Consider the following 15450-nt stretch of genomic DNA (forward strand, 5'->3'; position numbering starts at 1 on the left):
CTGATTTTTTTCATGTTACGCACCTCTTGGCAGGATGATCCATGCACGGACTGTTACGACGCCTGTTCGCTCCTCGGTGGCAACACCCCGATCCCGAGGTGCGTCTCAAGGCACTTCACACGCTGGACCCGCAGCATCCTGAGCAGCGCACCGCGCTTGTCACGCTCGCCCGGGACGACAACGCCGACGTCGCACTGGCCGCTTTGCTGGCGCTGGATGACCTGAAAGGCTTGATGGCAGGCTACTCCGGGCAAGCCGCTAATGAGGCGTGGTTCAATGCGCTTTGCCAGCGACTTGCCGGGGCCGAGGGCCGCACCGACCTCGCCACGCGCCAAACCCTGGTGGCCGAGCTGAGCGACCCACGAGTGTTGAACTCGTTGGCTGGCCAAGGCGACAACCTGAGCCTGCGCCTGGCCGCCCTGGAGCGGATTACCGATGAGCAGGCCCTGGTGGAGCACGCCTGTCATAACAGCGTGGCGGTCGTTCGCCAGCAGGCAGCCGAGCGCATCACCGGAGAAGACAACCTCAAGCGCTTGTTGAAAGAAGCCCGGCGCGACCGACAAGTGGTGCGGCTGGCCAAGGAAAAGCTCACCCAGCGTCGCGACGATGCCGAATGGCTGGCCGATCAGTTGGCTCAACGCGAACACCTCCTGACGCAAATGGAAAAGCACGCTCACGCGCCCTGGGAACCACTCTATGGCGGTCGCTTTCGCCACCTCGAGCGGGAATGGCGTCAGTTGGATCACCCGGCCACTGCCGAACAGGAGCAACGCTTCCAGCAGGCCGTACTGGGTTGCCGCAAAACGCTGCAAGACCATGAAGCACAGGAGCAGGCACGCCAGCAAAGCCTGGCAAGAAGAGCCGAAGTAGAGAACACCCGCGATCAGCTGTTGAGCGGGCTCGAAGAAACGCTGGAAGGCCTGACCCACGGCACCGACCTGACGGCTCAGGATATCGATAGCCTGCGCGCCCAGCGACAGCTGCTGGACCAGCGTTGGCAAGCGCTCTCCGATCAACACGCCCCTCACGAGACTGCCCAGCAGCGCTATTTCCATGTGCTGCAACAATACGAACACTGCCTGGAGGCCTGGCAGCGCTGGCTGTCGGTACGCAGTGCACTGGAACAAGCGGTGGTCCAGCATGACACCACGGCGCTCCGCGCACTGATGACCCAGTGCGACTGGCCTGCCACCTTGACGCCTCCCGCCCTGCTGATCCAGGCGCAAAAACAGCTGGCACATACGCCCAAGACCAGCGCCTCACCACCCGCGGGGCCCTCGCTCGAGGCCCTGGCAGCCGACCTGGACAGCTTCGAGCATCTGCTGGAGCGCGGCTCGTTCAAAAGCGCTAGCCGCCAGCACCAGCGTCTCAAGCCTCTGATAGAAGCGCTGTCCGGCGACGAGGCCCAGCCCCTCAAGCGCCGACTCAAGCAGCTAGGCGCCCGACTGGCCGAACTGCGGGACTGGCGCGGCTTCGTGGCAGGCCCCAAACGTGAACAGCTGTGCGCCAGCATCGAGGCCCTGGCCGATGACCAGCACATGGCCGAAGCGGCACTGGACCGCCATCACCGTCAACTGGTCAAGGAGTGGAAAGCGCTGGGAGATGCCGCCGCCAATCGCGAGCAATCCTCACGCTTTCGCCACGCCTCCGACCGGATTCACGAGCGCCTAGCCCCTTGGCGCGCTCAGCTCGACGCCGAGCGCGACGCCAATCTGCGTGGCCGTGAAGCGCTCTGCGAACAGCTCGAAACCCTGTTGGCCCAGCCGGCCGAGGATGCCGACCCGGACGCGCTACGAGAAATTCGTGACAAGGCACGTCTTCAGTGGCGCCACTACTCCCCCGTGCCACGCGAGCATGGCGAAGCGATTGGCCGACGATTTGGCGCCATTCGCCATCGCCTCCAGGCCTTGATCGATCAGCGTGCGGAGCAGATTGCCAACCAAAAGCGCGATCTGATCGAACAGGTCAATGCTCTGCAAAGCGATGACGCCCAGCCGCTGGAAGCGCGCATTGCGCGCACCAAACAGCTGCAACAGCAGTGGCGAACCCTGGGACGTGCGCCAAAAGGTGAGGAACAGGCCCTCTGGAAAGCCTTCCGCAGCGCCTGCGACCAGCTGTTTGCACAGCGGGAAGCACGCAAGCAGGCCCAAGCCACGCGACAACAGCAGTCCCTGGACCAGTTGCAGGAGATCATCGATGAAATGGAAAGCTGGCAGCCCACCCGCGCCAGCGATACCCGCACCCTCGAGGAGTATCTCTCTCGTATCGAACAGTGGGAACCCCTGCCCAGGCATCGGCGCAGCGAGGGCATGCAGCGCCGTTTGGGTGGCATCGTGCGCGCCAAACGCGAGCGTCTGAACCGGCTGGCCATGACCGAGGCCGTGCATCAATGGCAAGCGCTGATGCCACTCGTCCATGCACACCTGCAGGCCGACCAGCAAGCGTTGCAAGGCGGGCCTGCTGCTGACGTCGAGGTGCCCGACGTGCAGGACAGGCCGCTACCCGAGACCTTTGCACACGCTCATCAACAGCGCAATCAGGCGCGACAAGCACTGCTTGCCGCCGGCACGCCCGCGCAGGATAACGCTCTGGAAGAGCCACTGGCCCGCCTGAGGGTGCATCTTTCGTTGCTGGCGCTGGGAACCGTCAATCAACGTGACGAGCCGCTGCGCCTGGCCATTCAGGTCGAGCGGCTCAACAGCGGTATCCATCAAACGCGCAGCCCCGTCGATGAGCTGAATGACGTCTTGGCCGAACTGCTCGCCCTGGGGCCGTTACCCAGCCCGTTGTGGCAAAAAGAAGCGTCTGAAATCGACCGCATGCTGCAGCGGCTGGCCAGACCGCCTCAGCCTTGAGCTAACCGAACACGTCGTTCGGCACGCATGCAAACGGGAGGCGCATGGCCTCCCGTTTTCCACGTCGCTCTTGTGAAGCGCCGCGCTTGGCAGCAGGGCTTAACCCATGAACTGACCGCCGTTGATGTCGATATTGGCACCGGTAATGAACCCTGACTCCTTGTCCGCCAGGAACGTCACCAGGCGACCAATCTCTTCAGGTGTGCCGTAGCGCTTCACCGGAATGGTTTCGCGGATCGCCTCGCGCACCGACTCGGGGATCTTCATGATCATATCGGTGGCGATATAGCCCGGCGACACGGTATTGACCGTAATCCCCTTGGTGGCCGTTTCCTGCGCCAGCGACATGGTCAAACCATGCATACCGGCCTTGGCCGCCGCATAGTTCACCTGGCCAAACTGGCCTTTACGTCCGTTGATGGAAGAGATGTTGATGATCCGGCCGTAGCCATTCTCCAGCATCATCTCGATCACGCTGCGACACGTGTTGAATACCGTATTGAGGTTGGTATCAATGACTTGATACCACTGTTCGTAGGACATCTTTTTCATGGTGCCATCGCGAGTGATACCGGCACAATTGACCAGCACACTGATGGGCCCATGCTTTTCGTGGATCTCGCGGGCACCTTCGACACAGGCATTGTGGTCGGACAAATCCACACCGGACAATGCAATATTGTCATAGCCATCGGCCTGCTGCGCTTCCAGCCACGTCTTGGCCTTGTCAGGGTTGTGATACCCCGCCACTACCAAATAACCCGCATCTGCCAACGCGCGGCAGATTGCCGTTCCGATTCCACCAGTTCCACCAGTTACCCAGGCGACGGGGGCTTGATTGGCCATTGACTACCTCCCTGATATGACAAATGGCTTGGACTGTAAGCACTGTTATGGCGTCGCAAGCCACTTTGAATAAGCGCCTTCACGCTTTTTTCACTTACAGCACGCCGCGTGAATGTAGAGACGGCCTGCTGACAGCATGCTTTTTATTATGCCTATTGAAAGCATAGCTATACTCTGGCCATGTTGCAGCACGATGACCATGACCGCCAGCATAAAAGCGTTTTATCGAAGGGGTTGACTTAGCGATAAAAATGCGTAGAATACGCCACACGTTGATGCGGGGTGGAGCAGTCTGGTAGCTCGTCGGGCTCATAACCCGAAGGTCATCGGTTCAAATCCGGTCCCCGCTACCAAACATAGAAAAAGCCGATTCTTTAGAGGATCGGCTTTTTTGTGCGCATCACTTATGCAGCCAACGTTTTATTTCCAACACATTGCTTGAATCCTCCGCCTCACGCCTGCATATCCAAGGGTAATCCCTTTTTCACGCGATGCAGAGTTTACCCATGTCGATTATCGATCCACGCACCGGCAACCCTTTGACGGCCGACCCCGCGACCAGCCAGAGTGCTGCTGCACAGGGCGAGCGCCCCTCCGTTACTCGCGAAGAGGTCATCATCGAACTGAACGCAGGCAATATTCAGCAGGTGCTGGAAGCGTCCATGCAGGTACCGGTACTCCTGGATTGCTGGGCTCCCTGGTGCGAGCCGTGCAAAAACCTGATGCCGGTGCTCGAGAAGCTGGCCGTCGAGTATGCCGGGGCGTTTCTGCTGGCCACGCTGGACGTGGAAGCCAACCCGGAAATTGCCAGCCAGCTTGGCGTGCGTTCGGTGCCAGACGTCAAACTGGTGAGCCAGGGTGGCCTGGTGGATAGCTTCCAGGGGGCGTTGCCAGAGAAAGAAGTCCGCGAGTGGCTCAATCGCTACTTCCCTGCTCCCGGTGACGCACCGCTCAGCCCCGAAGAGCAGGCAGAGGAAGCCTTGGGGGCTGGCGACGCCGCTGGCGCACGGGAGATCTACCAAACGCTGATGGGCCAATATCCCGAGCACTACGCGTATCAGGTGGGTTTGGCCAAAGCGCTGGTCGCCGAAGGCCGTGGTGAAGAAGCGCGCAGTGTGTTGGACAATCTGCCCCCCGAAGAGCGCGATGCCGCGCCCGCGCGCGGCGTGCGCGCCAGCATCGAGTTCAGCGAACAGGCGCTACCTGCCGAAGAGATCGCTGCACTGGGCGAGCGCACGGATAGCGAAGCTCAATACCAGCGGGCGCTGCGCCAGGTGGCCGATGGCCAGTACGACGCAGGCCTGGAAGCCCTGCTGGCGCTGATGAAGCAGGACCGCGCCTATAACGACGACGCGGCCCGCAAAACGCTACTGCAGGTGTTCGATGCGCTGGGAGCCGACCACCCGTTGACGGTCACCTACCGCCGCAAGCTGTTTGCCCTGCTTTATTGATGCTGCACAGTCGGCACAGCGCATCACGCTTTTAATAGCGTATCCATCCGCGATAACGCCGCTTCCAGCTGGGAAGCGGTGGTTCCAAAATTGAGCCGCACGAACCCCGGGCAGCCAAACGCGGCACCGTCCGACAACGCGACGCTTGCCTGCTCCAACAGCACCTGAGAGGGAGACGCCTCCAGACCCGCCTCACGCATATCCAGCCACGCCAGATAGGTGGACTCTGGCGCGCTCAGCGAGACACCGGGCCACGTGGCCACGCGTGCTTCCAGCGTTGCCCGATGGCTGCGTAGCACCTCCAGCAACGCCTGCCGCCACGGCTCCCCGTCACGGTAGGCAGCCTCGGCAGCCACCAGTCCCAGCACATTGCCATCGGGCAAGAACCCTTTGGTGGCCGTGGCAAAGCGCTCTCTCAGTTCGGCATCGGCGATGACGGCACAGGCGCTGGTCAACCCGGCCAGGTTGAAGGTTTTGGACGGTGCCCACAGCGTGATGGTGCGCTTGGCCAGGGTGGGAAACCTGGCCGCCAACGGGCGATGCTTGTCGCCCTCTCCCAATAGCAGGTCACAGTGCAGTTCATCCGAGACCACCCACAGGTCATGGCGCTCCACCAACGCTGCCAGGGCCGTCAGTTCCTCTGTGGACCAGACGCGCCCCGTTGGGTTGTGGGGATGGCACCATAGCAGCAGCCGCGTTTGTGGGGTAATGGCCGCTTCCAGCGCGGCAATATCCAGCGTCCAGGGCTCGCCAGGGGCGGCGGGCTCGGCTAACATCGCCTGCTGCGCCACGCGCCCTGTACGGGCAGCCACCGCCATGAAGGGGGGATAGATCGGGGCGACCGTCAAGATGCCTTCGCCTGGCTGGGTCAGCGCCATGGCGGCAAAGTGCAGCGCCGGCACCACGCCTGGCAGCCACTGCTGCCAGCTCGGCTCAATCGTCCAGCCATAGTGCTGGGCGCTCCATTGGCAGAGAGTATCGGGCAAACTGGCGGGCACTTCGCCGTACCCGTAGACGCCATGATCGACCCGTTCCCGCAGCGCGTCTATCACGGCAGGGGGCGAGCGAAAGTCCATGTCGGCCACCCACAGCGGCAACACGTCGGCACCAAAGCGGTGCCATTTTTGGGATGCATAACCTCCAGCAGGGGCGCGTCGCTCAACAGGCGTGGCAAAATCGAATGCCATGATCGGTCTCACTTATGTTTACGAGGTAGTCACGCAGCATGCCGCAAGATGACTTTTATACCAAGGTGCGCAGGGGGCTCCCGGCGCTGCTGCATCAGTGGCTGTCGCTAGGCAGAGCCGATGGAGACCAGTTGGCGCTGATTCTGGCGGAAACGGCTCGCGTCGCGAAGTTGGGCACGCCGGAATCGACCCCCAATGGCGCTACACTCCGGCAGTGGAGCCTAGAGAAGAGCGCTGAAATACCGCTCTGGGCGCCTCGTACGGCGGTGTTTCTGCTCAACCAGATGCCTGCCCGCCCTGCGCCGCAAAGCGAAGAAGAGGCGTGCGCCTGGGCCTACTGCTGGCTGCGCAACCGTGACTTCTTGTCGCTGAACGATGCCCATGCCGCACTGCCCGAGCATCTCAAGGCGCCGCTCGAGCAAGCGCTGGAGGCGGCCTGGCAAGACCAGCAGGGGCTGCGCCTGGTTTAGGCTCTGGCTGAAAACGGGCTCAGCGGCGCTTGCGCACCGGCGATTTGGGCTTGAAACCAGCAGGTTTGGTAGCCAGCCACGTCACGAAGGCGTGAATCTCCGGGTCTGCCTGCAGCGCTTCCAGGCTGGCAAAGCGGTCGGCCAATTCACGCTCGCTATAGAGACGATGGATATGCTTATGGCAGGGGTGGCAGATCCAGACGATCGCCGTCAGCCGCTCTTCACGGCTATGCCGCTTCTGGTAACGCGGCTTGTCATGCAGCGTGCGGGGGATCAGGTGATGCTTGGTCAATGCGGTGTCGCGCTGACATAGCTCACAGCACGGCGGCTTGGGGGGCGGTGAAAGCGCATGCTGTTTTGAGGGGGTCGTCCGCGTCACGGTCTGGAGCCTCGTACGTTTGTCACACCACTAATAAATCACATAATAAAGCAAGGAAAACGCCGCATGATAGAAGTTCCGCTCACCTGGCAACTGGCCAAACTGGGGTTGTCAGTCAGCATGGTATTGGGGCTGGGGGCGGTCGCCGTTCGCGCCAGCCCACGCGTGGCTGGACTGCTCTCGGGCTATCCGCTGGGCACGGCACTGGCGCTGTTTTTCATCGGTTTGGAAATCTCACCCGCCTTTGCCAGCGAAAGTGCCGTTCACACCTTGGCGGGCTTTACCGCCACCATGGCCCTTGGGGCTGGTTATATCGTGGCGGGGCGCCGACCCGGCATGCCGGGCGTACTCGGCGGCGTACTCGGCGGTTTCGCTGCCTGGCTGGCCGTCAGTACGCTGCTGGCACAATTCAGCTTCACGCGGGTCACTGGTACGCTGGTCACGCTGTGTGCCATCGTGCTGTTCAGCTGGCTATTTCGCACGGTGCCCGATGTCAAAAGCTCGGCAGGCAGAGCGTTTTCCTGGTCAGCGTTATTGGCACGCGCCACGCTGGCCACCGTCATCATCTTCACCATCACTCGGATTGCCCATTGGGTGCCCCCTCAGTGGGCGGGAACCTTGGCGGCTTTCCCCGTCACCATGCTGCCTTTTTTGCTCATCCTGCACTTGAATCACGGCCATGCGCCGGTGGCCACGGTCATCAAACACTACCCCATGGGCTTGGGCTCACTGCTGTGCTATGCGCTGTGCGTTTCCTATACCTATGACACGCTGGGGCTTTTCTGGGGCACACTGGCCGGGTTTGCCGTGGCGACGCTCTGGCTGCTGGGCTGGATGCAGCTCACTGCCTGGTATCATCGACGTCGCGCTTGACCAAGCGCTCGCTAGGGTGAATGCTGACAAGGTGTTTTGACGCCTCCATAACAAGGATAAAACGATGTTTACACGTATCATCGAGCCTGCCTTTTACGACACCGACGCTCTGGGCCATATCAACAATACCCGCCTGCCCGCCTGGTTCGAGCTGGCACGCAACGATCTGTTCAAGCTTTTCACCCCCGACCTGAACCCACGCCAGTGGCGGCTGATCATGGCCCGAATGGAAATCGATTATCGTGCTGAACTGTTTTATGGCCACGATATCGAAATACGTACCTACCTGACTCGGCTGGGCAACAGCTCCTTCACCGTGACACAGGAAGCACGCCAGCGCGAAACGTTGACGAACCTGGGACACACGGTCATGGTGCATTATGACCATCATGCCAAGCGTGCCGTCCCCCTCGAAGGAGAGCTGCGTCGGGCACTTTCCACCCATTTAGTCGCCGAGCCCGCAACAGCCTGATCCGCTTGGGCCACCCAGGGCAGGGCATCAGGAGTCCTTATGGCTATCCGCTACAATCTCTGGATCGATCCCGACAATACGGCGCAGCACCGCGCCGTCGAGGCCGACCTGGAGCGCTATTTCATGGAGCGTTTTGCCGATTACCCGCACATCCGCTTGTTTGGCGCAGACCCCTACGATTATGATGCCCCGTTCAATCGGCTCTACGACGCCCTGATGGCCCGTGCGGCGGAATACTGTGAAGAGAAATGGCGCTACGTGGCGTCACCGGAACAGCTGAACCGCTGCTTTTTCAGAGCCGTAGGCCGTTCGACCAAATTCGTCCAAGACGACCAACAGTGAGACCCCTCAGCAATGGTTATTCGTACCGACCAAGCACCCGACGAACGCCAACTGGCGATTATCACCCAGCAGCTCGGGCGTGCCCCACGCGGTATCGAAGCCGTTGCAGCCACCGATGCGCATGGCACCCCTCTCGTGTTGCGCATGGCCCCCATCGTTGACGACAAACCGTTTCCTACCCTGTACTGGCTCTGCTCGGACCTGCTCAAGATCGAGATCTCGCGTATCGAGGCCGTGGGCGTCATCAAGTCGCTGGAGCAGCGCCTGCAGGAGGAACCCGAGTTTCTCGCCGCCTATCGACAAAGCCATGAGGATTACGTGGCGGCACGCTGGCATTTCATGAGCGAGGCCCAGCGGGAAGCAGTCGCGCGGCTTGGCTATACCGATGTGCTCACCGAGCGTGGCGTTGGCGGCATCAGCAACTGGCAGCAGGTACGCTGCCTGCACACGCAGTATGCACACCACTTGTGCGGCCACAATGTGATCGGCCAATGGATGGATGAGCATTACGACGTGCAACGCTGCCTGGCTTGATACGGCAGCAAAATATCGCCCCTACCCGTTTACGATAAGGACTCGTCACCATGTCACGGATATGTGTCTACCTCGGTTCACGCGAGGGCAGCAGCCCCGCCTTTCGTCACGCTGCGAATACGCTGGGAAGCGCACTGGCACAGCGCGGCCACACCCTGGTATATGGTGGCGCACGGGTTGGTCTGATGGGGGAGCTGGCCAATGCAGCCCTGGCTGCGGGCGGTGACGTCATCGGCGTCATGCCGGACCACCTGGTGGAGCGCGAACAGGCGCACTTCGGGCTGACCGAATTGATTCGCGTACCCAACATGCACGAACGCAAGGCGACCATGGCGGCCAACGCCGATGCATTCATCGCCCTGCCCGGCGGCATTGGCACGTTTGAAGAGCTGTTCGAGATATGGACGTGGGGCTATCTGGGTCTCCATGACAAGCCCATGGGCCTGCTGGACACCGACGGTTTCTATGCCCCGCTACTGACCTTCCTGGATGGCACCGTTGGCCACGGATTCATGGCCCAGGCAACGCGGGACATGCTGCTGGACGCGCCCACGCCTGCTCACTTGCTGGACATGCTGGAAGCGCAGCTCCGCTAATCAGGACGCGCGAACCAGCTGGGCGAGGGTGCGCTGATACGTCAGTTGCAACAGGCGCGCATCCTCGCCTGCCCGATGGCGATGGATACTGCGTTCGGCCACGATGGCTTCCTTGGTGGCACTCCAGATTGCCTGCTGCTCTTCGCTCATCAGAATGCGTAGCGCCTCCAGACGAAACCGAGGCAGCATGCCCGCATGATGGAACAGCAGCGACAGCCAGGTATTGTCGTAGCCCCAGCTATCACTGTATGCCTTGCCAAGCCCGCGCAGCTCGTCGTTGAGCCAGTGGGCCACCTGGCGCACCGGGTAGCCCTCCTTGATCAAGCGATCACGGGAAATACCATGCAGCAGTTCGGCCTTCGGATCCCAGTGGGTCCACTCTTCGAGGGGCTGAATCAGAAACGCGCAGCAGCTGCCGTCGGCACGCGCGATGCCAACCTCGATCGGGTAGCTGCCACGTCCAAATCCGGACGCTTCAATATCCAGCACTGTTGGTAGCGTCTCGGACACTGCATTCCTCATCAGTCTATCGTCGGGCAAACGACCTGCTGCAAGCGCACTCACGCCGCAGCCCTGCGCCCTGCCAGTAAAGGCTGTTCAGCCAGGCGCAGCCAGTAGGCTGCCTGAGCCTGGTCCACCACCAGCCCTAGCTCACCTCGGCTGTAAGCACGTGCCAAACGCTGTGCCGCCAGATAATGGCCCGCTTGAGCCGCTCGTGCATACCAGGTCACCGCGTAATCCTCGCGCCGCGGATACTGCACGCAGCCATGCTCGTAGATATGCGCAACCTGATACTGCGACTTTACATCACCCGCCTGGGCAGCTTCCAATACATAGCGAGCCCCGCGCGCTTTATCCTGAGGCGACACGCTACGGTGAAACAGCATGTGTCCGTACAGCGACTGCGCATCGGGGTGCCCCGCTTCCGCACAACGCTTGAAAAGACGCATCGTCAGCCGTTGGGTACGCGGCGAGCGCGGCAACAGCCAACGCGTGTGAAACAGCTGCTCGGCCAGGCGAAACTCCAGCCGAGTCAACAGCGATGATACTTGCGGCATGGCAAACCACCCTGCCTCTTTTGCTTGGAAAACTTCGGCTAGCGCCGTTCAGGAGCCGCTAACCACGCGATAAATCAGCGCTGGGCCGATCAATGGGCTGGCAAGCATACGCTTGCCTTGGCGCCGACTCAACCCTATTGATTTGCTGCTTTTGTAGCGCCTCGTTAACATGGCTGCCAGTGGTCGAATATGGCGCTTCTCAGCGCCTTGCCACCCGAGCACATCACGTCTCAATTAAGGAGAGAGTCAATGCAAACGCGCCCCTTGGGTAGAACGGGCATCGACGTCAGTCGTCTGTGTTTAGGCACCATGACCTTTGGCGAGCAAAACAGCGAAGCCGAAGCTCACGAACAGTTGGATCGCGCCGTTGCGTTTGGCATCAACTTCATCGACACGGCGGAAATGTATCCGGTTCCCCCCAAGGCAGAGACGCAGGGGCTCACCGAACGCTACATTGGCACCTGGCTGCAGGCGCGCGGCGCCCGTGATGACGTGATCATCGCCACCAAGGCAGCCGGCCCGGGCCTGGATCATATTCGCGGCGGGCCCAAGATGAGCCGGGAGCACCTTCATCAGGCCATCGACACCAGTCTCGAGCGGCTCCAGACCGACTACGTGGATCTTTATCAACTGCACTGGCCCGAGCGCAGCACCAACTTTTTTGGCAAGCTCGGCTATGTGCACGATGCCCAAGAAGAGACCACATCGCTCGAAGAAACACTGTCGGCACTGAAGGAACTCGTCGATGCAGGCAAAATTCGCGCCGTAGGTCTCTCCAACGAGACCCCCTGGGGCGTCATGCGCATGCTGCATCTGTCGGAGCAGTTGGGCCTGCCCCGGGTCGCCTCCATTCAGAACCCCTACAACCTGTTGAACCGCTCCTTCGAGGTCGGACTGGCAGAAATCGCCCATCGTGAAGATGTCGGGCTGCTGGCCTATTCTCCGCTGGGTTTTGGCGTTCTGTCAGGCAAATACCTCAACGGCGCCCAGCCTCCCAAGGGCCGCCTGACGCTGTATGAGCGTTTCAAGCGCTACACCTCGCCCGAAGCGGAAGCGGCGACACAGGCTTACGTGGACCTGGCCCGAGAGCACGACCTGGACCCCGCGCAGATGGCGCTGGCCTTCGTCAACTCGCGCAGCTTCTTGACCAGCAACATCATCGGCGCGACGACCATGGACCAGCTGGAAAGCAACCTCGCCAGCGAAGGGCTCAAACTGGACGAGGACGTGCTCACGGCCATCGATGACATTCATCGCCGCATGCCAAACCCCTGCCCCTGATGCCCCTGCCCGATAGCCCTGCCGCTATCACCCCGATAGCCTTGGCACACCCCAAGGCTTGATATAATAGCTGCACGATTTCTCGTCACTGCCCGCACGTTAACGTGGGGCAGTGGCCTAACCTTGGTCACGGCAAAAGGAGCCCGCCATGCTGAGCGTCATTTCCCCGGCCAAAACGCTGGATTTCGAAACGCCATCCACTACCGACCAGGTGACACAGCCTGATTTCTTGGAGCATGGCCAGCCGCTGATCGATATCTTGCGTGGTTATTCACCGCAACAGCTGAGCGATTTGATGGGCATCAGCGACAAGCTGGCCGGGCTCAATGCCGCGCGCTTTGCCGAATGGCAGCCCCCCTTCTCCCTCGACAACGCCAAGCCCGCCGTTCAGGCATTTCAAGGGGACGTGTATACCGGCCTGCAGGCCGAGACCTTCAGCGAGGCAGACAACCGCTTTGCGCAGCAGCACCTGCGTATCCTCTCAGGTCTCTACGGCTTGCTGCGCCCGCTGGATCTCATTCAGGCCTACCGTCTGGAAATGGGCACCAAACTGCCCAACGATGCTGGCAAGGACCTTTATGCCTACTGGAAGCCTGTAGTGACTCCCGCGCTCGACCAGGCAATGGAAGACAGTGGTTCCAGGGTACTGGTCAACCTGGCCTCGAACGAATACTTCAAGGCCATCGACACTCGGAAGCTGGATGCACGCATCATTACGCCAGTGTTCAAGGATGAAAAGAACGGTACGTTCAAGATCATCAGCTTCTATGCCAAGAAAGCCCGTGGCTTGATGAGCGCGTGGATCATCCAGCAAAAGATCAACGACCCCGATGCCCTGGCATCGTTCGATGTGGCAGGTTATCGCTTCGACTCGGCTGCATCGGAAGGCGATACGCTGGTCTTTACACGCAAGGAAGCCGACCGGGACCGCTAGAAAAAGGTCACCGGCTGAGGTGAGCGCGGTTTGAGGAATCGCTGGTGCACCTCCTTGAAAAGCGGGGTATCACAGCGGTGCAGCCATTCATACGCCACCATGTCGGCGCTGACGGCCACCGCGCCTGCCGCACAGGCACGCGCTTTGGCCAGTTGCGCCTCTTCGCGGCGACGGCTAGCCGTTGCTTCGCTCAGCCAGAACACCTCGTAGCCCGCCTCTCGCAGGCCCAACACACTTTGCAGTACGCAAATATGGGCTTCCGTGCCACACACGACGATTTGATGTCGCCCCAGCGCTTTGAGGGCCTGTGCAAAATCTGGCTCTTCCATGGCGCTGAAATGCGTTTTTTGCCATCGTTCATGTGTGCCCACGGCCTTTACCAGCCCCGCCTCCGTGCCGCCTAAACGCTCCGGGTACTGTTCGGTCAGCCAGCGTGGCACCTGCAGCATCTCGGCTACTCCAGCCAGCCAGGCCGCTTCGCGAATGGCCAGCTCGCCACCCTCGATGACGGGCAGCAATCCGGCCTGGAAATCGATCAGCAGCAGCAGACTATCTGTCTTTTGAATACGCACTTTTTCACCCTACTTTTGTCTTTATAGTGAGTGTCAGCATAACCCAGACAGGACGTTACACGGTACACTGGCCATCGCTTATGGATTGGGAGCTGGGTTCCCAGCGCCTTCCGTTTTCTGCATCCTGAAGGGAGAAACCTCAATGTTACGACAGTTTTTTGTCATGCTGCTGGTCAGCGTGATGGGTATGAGTGCTGCCATCGAGCATGCCGAAGCACGACGCATGGGCGGCGGTGGTAACGTGGGCAGCATGTCTCGCTCGGCGGACCGCCCTGCCAGCACGCCCGCACAGCAACAGGCACAGCCTGCCCAGCAGGGCCAGGCAGGCGCTGCCGCAGCACGCCGTGGCGGTATGGGAGGCATGATGGGCGGCTTGCTGGCCGGTGGCTTGCTGGCAGCGCTGTTCTTTGGCGGTGCCTTCGATGAGCTGCGCATGATGGACCTGCTGGTCATGGTAGGTGTTGCGGCGCTCGCCATCTTTGCGTTCCGCGCCTTCATGCGCCAACGTCGTCCTGCCACGCAAGCGGGTTACCAGCGCGAGCAGCATGATAACGCTGCCCCCGCTCCCACCAGCTTCTCTTCGTCTGCGGCTCCCGGCAGTTTAGCCAGCGGCCTGCAAAGCACGCCTGACTGGTTCGACAAAGAGCGCTTTCTCGGCGGCGCCAAGGAGCACTTCATGACGCTGCAGCGCGCCTGGGACAATAACGACTTCAGCCAGATTCAGGAGTACGTGACCCCCGAGCTCTACAACCTGCTGCGCGAAGAGCGCGCGCAGGAGCCTGCCAACAACCGCACGGAGGTCGTGCGCCTGTTCGCCGAGCTTGGCGATATCAATGAGTACGACGGCGTTGCCGAAGCCACGGTCATCTTCCATGGCCTACTGGAAGAGAACGGCGAACAGACCGAGTTCAACGAAACCTGGCACCTCACACGCGCCATGCGTGACCAGGCTCCCTGGTACCTGCAAGGCATCGAGCAGAATCCGGGGGCCTGATACGCTGGTCATTGACCGCTGCAACGCAAAACAGCCGCTGATTCAGCGGCTGTTTTTTTATGCTTGACCCGTCATGTTCGGATAGCGGGTAATGCATTGCTTAGTTTTTCAGATTTGGTTTTTCAAATTTAGTTTTCGGCAGACTCTTCGATGCTCTCGCCCATCTCTTCCAGGCTTTCACCGGCGCTTTCGATGCTGTTATCAATGCTTTCGCCAGCCTCCTCGGCGGGGCCCTGATTATCACAGGCCGCCAGACCACCTACCATCAGCGCAATGAAAAGCGCAGTCACCAGCCTCTTGATGATCGTCGTATTCATGTAGTTCTCCTCCTGAGCCATAACTCCAGATCGTTCAGTCATATCCTAAAAGAGCACAGGGTTGTACACCAGATGAGAAGGGTAAGGAGTTGTTATAAATTATGTTAAGCCAGCCAGCTTTGAGCAAATATCGTGCATTGATCTGCGATACATTGATCAGCGATACATTGATCAGCGATACATTGATCAGCGATACGGCGTATTCAGCACCTGAGATATGCAACGCACAGCAAAAAGCCCCGAACACGGTGTGCTCGGGGCTTTCTACGATATAAGTGCCTGACGATGA

General features: G+C 60.5%; 19 protein-coding genes and 1 tRNA gene. 12 read left to right on the plus strand and 8 right to left on the minus strand.

Going from position 1 to position 15450, the window contains the following annotated elements; all coding sequences use genetic code 11:
• Positions 1 to 41 precede the first annotated feature (41 nt).
• On the plus strand, positions 42 to 2855 hold the full coding sequence (locus IE091_RS12475; protein WP_189463769.1) for a DUF349 domain-containing protein: 2814 nt from the start codon (positions 42 to 44) through the stop codon (positions 2853 to 2855).
• A gap of 99 nt (positions 2856 to 2954) precedes the next feature.
• Here IE091_RS12475 and phbB read toward each other — a convergent pair whose 3' ends face one another.
• Entirely contained in the window at positions 2955 to 3701 is a 747-nt protein-coding gene (gene phbB, locus IE091_RS12480) for an acetoacetyl-CoA reductase (protein ID WP_039183428.1), read from the minus strand.
• Positions 3702 to 3977: 276 nt separating this feature from the next.
• Between phbB and IE091_RS12485 the strand changes: the two genes are divergently transcribed.
• Positions 3978 to 4054: transfer RNA gene (locus IE091_RS12485), tRNA-Met, on the plus strand.
• Between the two features lie 153 nt (positions 4055 to 4207).
• Positions 4208 to 5152, plus strand: a complete 945-nt coding sequence (locus IE091_RS12490; RefSeq protein ID WP_081193835.1) for a tetratricopeptide repeat protein — start codon at positions 4208 to 4210, stop codon at positions 5150 to 5152.
• A gap of 23 nt (positions 5153 to 5175) precedes the next feature.
• On the opposite strand, the gene IE091_RS12495 is transcribed toward IE091_RS12490, so the two are convergent.
• Complete coding sequence (locus IE091_RS12495) at positions 5176 to 6339, minus strand: MalY/PatB family protein (protein WP_189463770.1); 1164 nt, start codon at positions 6337 to 6339, stop codon at positions 5176 to 5178.
• A 38-nt stretch (positions 6340 to 6377) separates the two neighbouring features.
• On the opposite strand from IE091_RS12495, the gene IE091_RS12500 reads away from it, so the two are divergent.
• Complete coding sequence (locus IE091_RS12500; RefSeq protein WP_189463771.1) at positions 6378 to 6809, plus strand: hypothetical protein; 432 nt, start codon at positions 6378 to 6380, stop codon at positions 6807 to 6809.
• A gap of 19 nt (positions 6810 to 6828) precedes the next feature.
• Here the strand turns inward: IE091_RS12500 and IE091_RS12505 are convergent, their stop codons facing one another.
• The gene (locus IE091_RS12505; RefSeq protein ID WP_039183435.1) at positions 6829 to 7188 is read right to left on the minus strand and encodes a hypothetical protein; all 360 of its coding nucleotides are present in this window, start codon (positions 7186 to 7188) and stop codon (positions 6829 to 6831) included.
• Positions 7189 to 7254: 66 nt separating this feature from the next.
• Between IE091_RS12505 and IE091_RS12510 the strand changes: the two genes are divergently transcribed.
• The 5 genes from IE091_RS12510 (at position 7255) to IE091_RS12530 (ending at position 10005) form a co-directional block, all read left to right on the plus strand.
• Complete coding sequence (locus tag IE091_RS12510) at positions 7255 to 8061, plus strand: hypothetical protein (protein WP_096921557.1); 807 nt, start codon at positions 7255 to 7257, stop codon at positions 8059 to 8061.
• A gap of 64 nt (positions 8062 to 8125) precedes the next feature.
• A complete protein-coding gene (locus IE091_RS12515) occupies positions 8126 to 8533 on the plus strand; it encodes an acyl-CoA thioesterase (protein WP_039183441.1) in 408 nt (135 codons plus the stop codon).
• A gap of 39 nt (positions 8534 to 8572) precedes the next feature.
• Entirely contained in the window at positions 8573 to 8875 is a 303-nt protein-coding gene (locus IE091_RS12520; RefSeq protein WP_016915962.1) for a hypothetical protein, read from the plus strand.
• Positions 8876 to 8887: 12 nt separating this feature from the next.
• On the plus strand, positions 8888 to 9409 hold the full coding sequence (locus IE091_RS12525) for a DUF501 domain-containing protein (RefSeq protein WP_144984755.1): 522 nt from the start codon (positions 8888 to 8890) through the stop codon (positions 9407 to 9409).
• A 50-nt stretch (positions 9410 to 9459) separates the two neighbouring features.
• Positions 9460 to 10005, plus strand: coding sequence for an LOG family protein (locus IE091_RS12530; RefSeq protein ID WP_039183446.1), 546 nt, complete (start codon positions 9460 to 9462; stop codon positions 10003 to 10005).
• Here IE091_RS12530 and IE091_RS12535 read toward each other — a convergent pair whose 3' ends face one another.
• Positions 10006 to 10515 carry a hypothetical protein gene (locus IE091_RS12535; protein ID WP_039183447.1) on the minus strand — a complete coding sequence of 170 codons (510 nt, stop codon included), beginning with the start codon at positions 10513 to 10515 and terminating at the stop codon, positions 10006 to 10008. It abuts the gene before it with no gap.
• A 50-nt stretch (positions 10516 to 10565) separates the two neighbouring features.
• Positions 10566 to 11063: a tetratricopeptide repeat protein gene (locus IE091_RS12540; protein WP_039183448.1), complete on the minus strand. Its 498-nt coding sequence runs from the start codon at positions 11061 to 11063 to the stop codon at positions 10566 to 10568.
• Between the two features lie 249 nt (positions 11064 to 11312).
• Here IE091_RS12540 and IE091_RS12545 point away from each other — a divergent pair, with 249 nt between their 5' ends.
• Both IE091_RS12545 and yaaA read left to right on the plus strand, forming a co-directional pair.
• Positions 11313 to 12344: an NADP(H)-dependent aldo-keto reductase gene (locus IE091_RS12545; RefSeq protein ID WP_144984761.1), complete on the plus strand. Its 1032-nt coding sequence runs from the start codon at positions 11313 to 11315 to the stop codon at positions 12342 to 12344.
• A gap of 148 nt (positions 12345 to 12492) precedes the next feature.
• Positions 12493 to 13278, plus strand: coding sequence for a peroxide stress protein YaaA (yaaA, locus tag IE091_RS12550; protein WP_189463772.1), 786 nt, complete (start codon positions 12493 to 12495; stop codon positions 13276 to 13278).
• Here the strand turns inward: yaaA and IE091_RS12555 are convergent.
• On the minus strand, positions 13275 to 13850 hold the full coding sequence (locus tag IE091_RS12555) for an isochorismatase family protein (protein ID WP_144984764.1): 576 nt from the start codon (positions 13848 to 13850) through the stop codon (positions 13275 to 13277). The two genes, yaaA and IE091_RS12555, sit on opposite strands and share 4 nt — an antisense overlap.
• 142 nt (positions 13851 to 13992) lie before the next feature.
• Between IE091_RS12555 and IE091_RS12560 the strand changes: the two genes are divergently transcribed.
• Entirely contained in the window at positions 13993 to 14844 is an 852-nt protein-coding gene (locus tag IE091_RS12560) for a Tim44 domain-containing protein (protein WP_189463773.1), read from the plus strand.
• Positions 14845 to 14972: 128 nt separating this feature from the next.
• Here IE091_RS12560 and IE091_RS12565 read toward each other — a convergent pair whose 3' ends face one another.
• Together IE091_RS12565 and IE091_RS18445 are read right to left on the minus strand one after the other, a co-directional pair.
• Positions 14973 to 15161 carry a hypothetical protein gene (locus IE091_RS12565; RefSeq protein ID WP_189463774.1) on the minus strand — a complete coding sequence of 63 codons (189 nt, stop codon included), beginning with the start codon at positions 15159 to 15161 and terminating at the stop codon, positions 14973 to 14975.
• A 34-nt stretch (positions 15162 to 15195) separates the two neighbouring features.
• The coding region (locus tag IE091_RS18445) for a hypothetical protein (protein WP_229800826.1) at positions 15196 to 15450 on the minus strand (255 nt) is incomplete at its 5' end.

The organism is Vreelandella hamiltonii (genome assembly GCF_014651775.1).
GTDB classification, from domain to species: domain Bacteria; phylum Pseudomonadota; class Gammaproteobacteria; order Pseudomonadales; family Halomonadaceae; genus Vreelandella; species Vreelandella hamiltonii.

Excerpts from the sequence above, each read along its gene's own strand:
- IE091_RS12475 (WP_189463769.1), top strand. The coding sequence starts at position 42 with ATGCACGGACTGTTACGACGCCTGTTCGCTCCTCGGTGGCAACACCCC.
- phbB (WP_039183428.1), bottom strand. The coding sequence starts at position 3,701 with ATGGCCAATCAAGCCCCCGTCGCCTGGGTAACTGGTGGAACTGGTGGA.
- IE091_RS12490 (WP_081193835.1), top strand. The coding sequence starts at position 4,208 with ATGTCGATTATCGATCCACGCACCGGCAACCCTTTGACGGCCGACCCC.
- IE091_RS12495 (WP_189463770.1), bottom strand. The coding sequence starts at position 6,339 with ATGGCATTCGATTTTGCCACGCCTGTTGAGCGACGCGCCCCTGCTGGA.
- IE091_RS12500 (WP_189463771.1), top strand. The coding sequence starts at position 6,378 with ATGCCGCAAGATGACTTTTATACCAAGGTGCGCAGGGGGCTCCCGGCG.
- IE091_RS12510 (WP_096921557.1), top strand. The coding sequence starts at position 7,255 with ATGATAGAAGTTCCGCTCACCTGGCAACTGGCCAAACTGGGGTTGTCA.
- IE091_RS12515 (WP_039183441.1), top strand. The coding sequence starts at position 8,126 with ATGTTTACACGTATCATCGAGCCTGCCTTTTACGACACCGACGCTCTG.
- IE091_RS12520 (WP_016915962.1), top strand. The coding sequence starts at position 8,573 with ATGGCTATCCGCTACAATCTCTGGATCGATCCCGACAATACGGCGCAG.
- IE091_RS12525 (WP_144984755.1), top strand. The coding sequence starts at position 8,888 with ATGGTTATTCGTACCGACCAAGCACCCGACGAACGCCAACTGGCGATT.
- IE091_RS12530 (WP_039183446.1), top strand. The coding sequence starts at position 9,460 with ATGTCACGGATATGTGTCTACCTCGGTTCACGCGAGGGCAGCAGCCCC.
- IE091_RS12540 (WP_039183448.1), bottom strand. The coding sequence starts at position 11,063 with ATGCCGCAAGTATCATCGCTGTTGACTCGGCTGGAGTTTCGCCTGGCC.
- IE091_RS12545 (WP_144984761.1), top strand. The coding sequence starts at position 11,313 with ATGCAAACGCGCCCCTTGGGTAGAACGGGCATCGACGTCAGTCGTCTG.
- yaaA (WP_189463772.1), top strand. The coding sequence starts at position 12,493 with ATGCTGAGCGTCATTTCCCCGGCCAAAACGCTGGATTTCGAAACGCCA.
- IE091_RS12560 (WP_189463773.1), top strand. The coding sequence starts at position 13,993 with ATGTTACGACAGTTTTTTGTCATGCTGCTGGTCAGCGTGATGGGTATG.
- IE091_RS12565 (WP_189463774.1), bottom strand. The coding sequence starts at position 15,161 with ATGAATACGACGATCATCAAGAGGCTGGTGACTGCGCTTTTCATTGCG.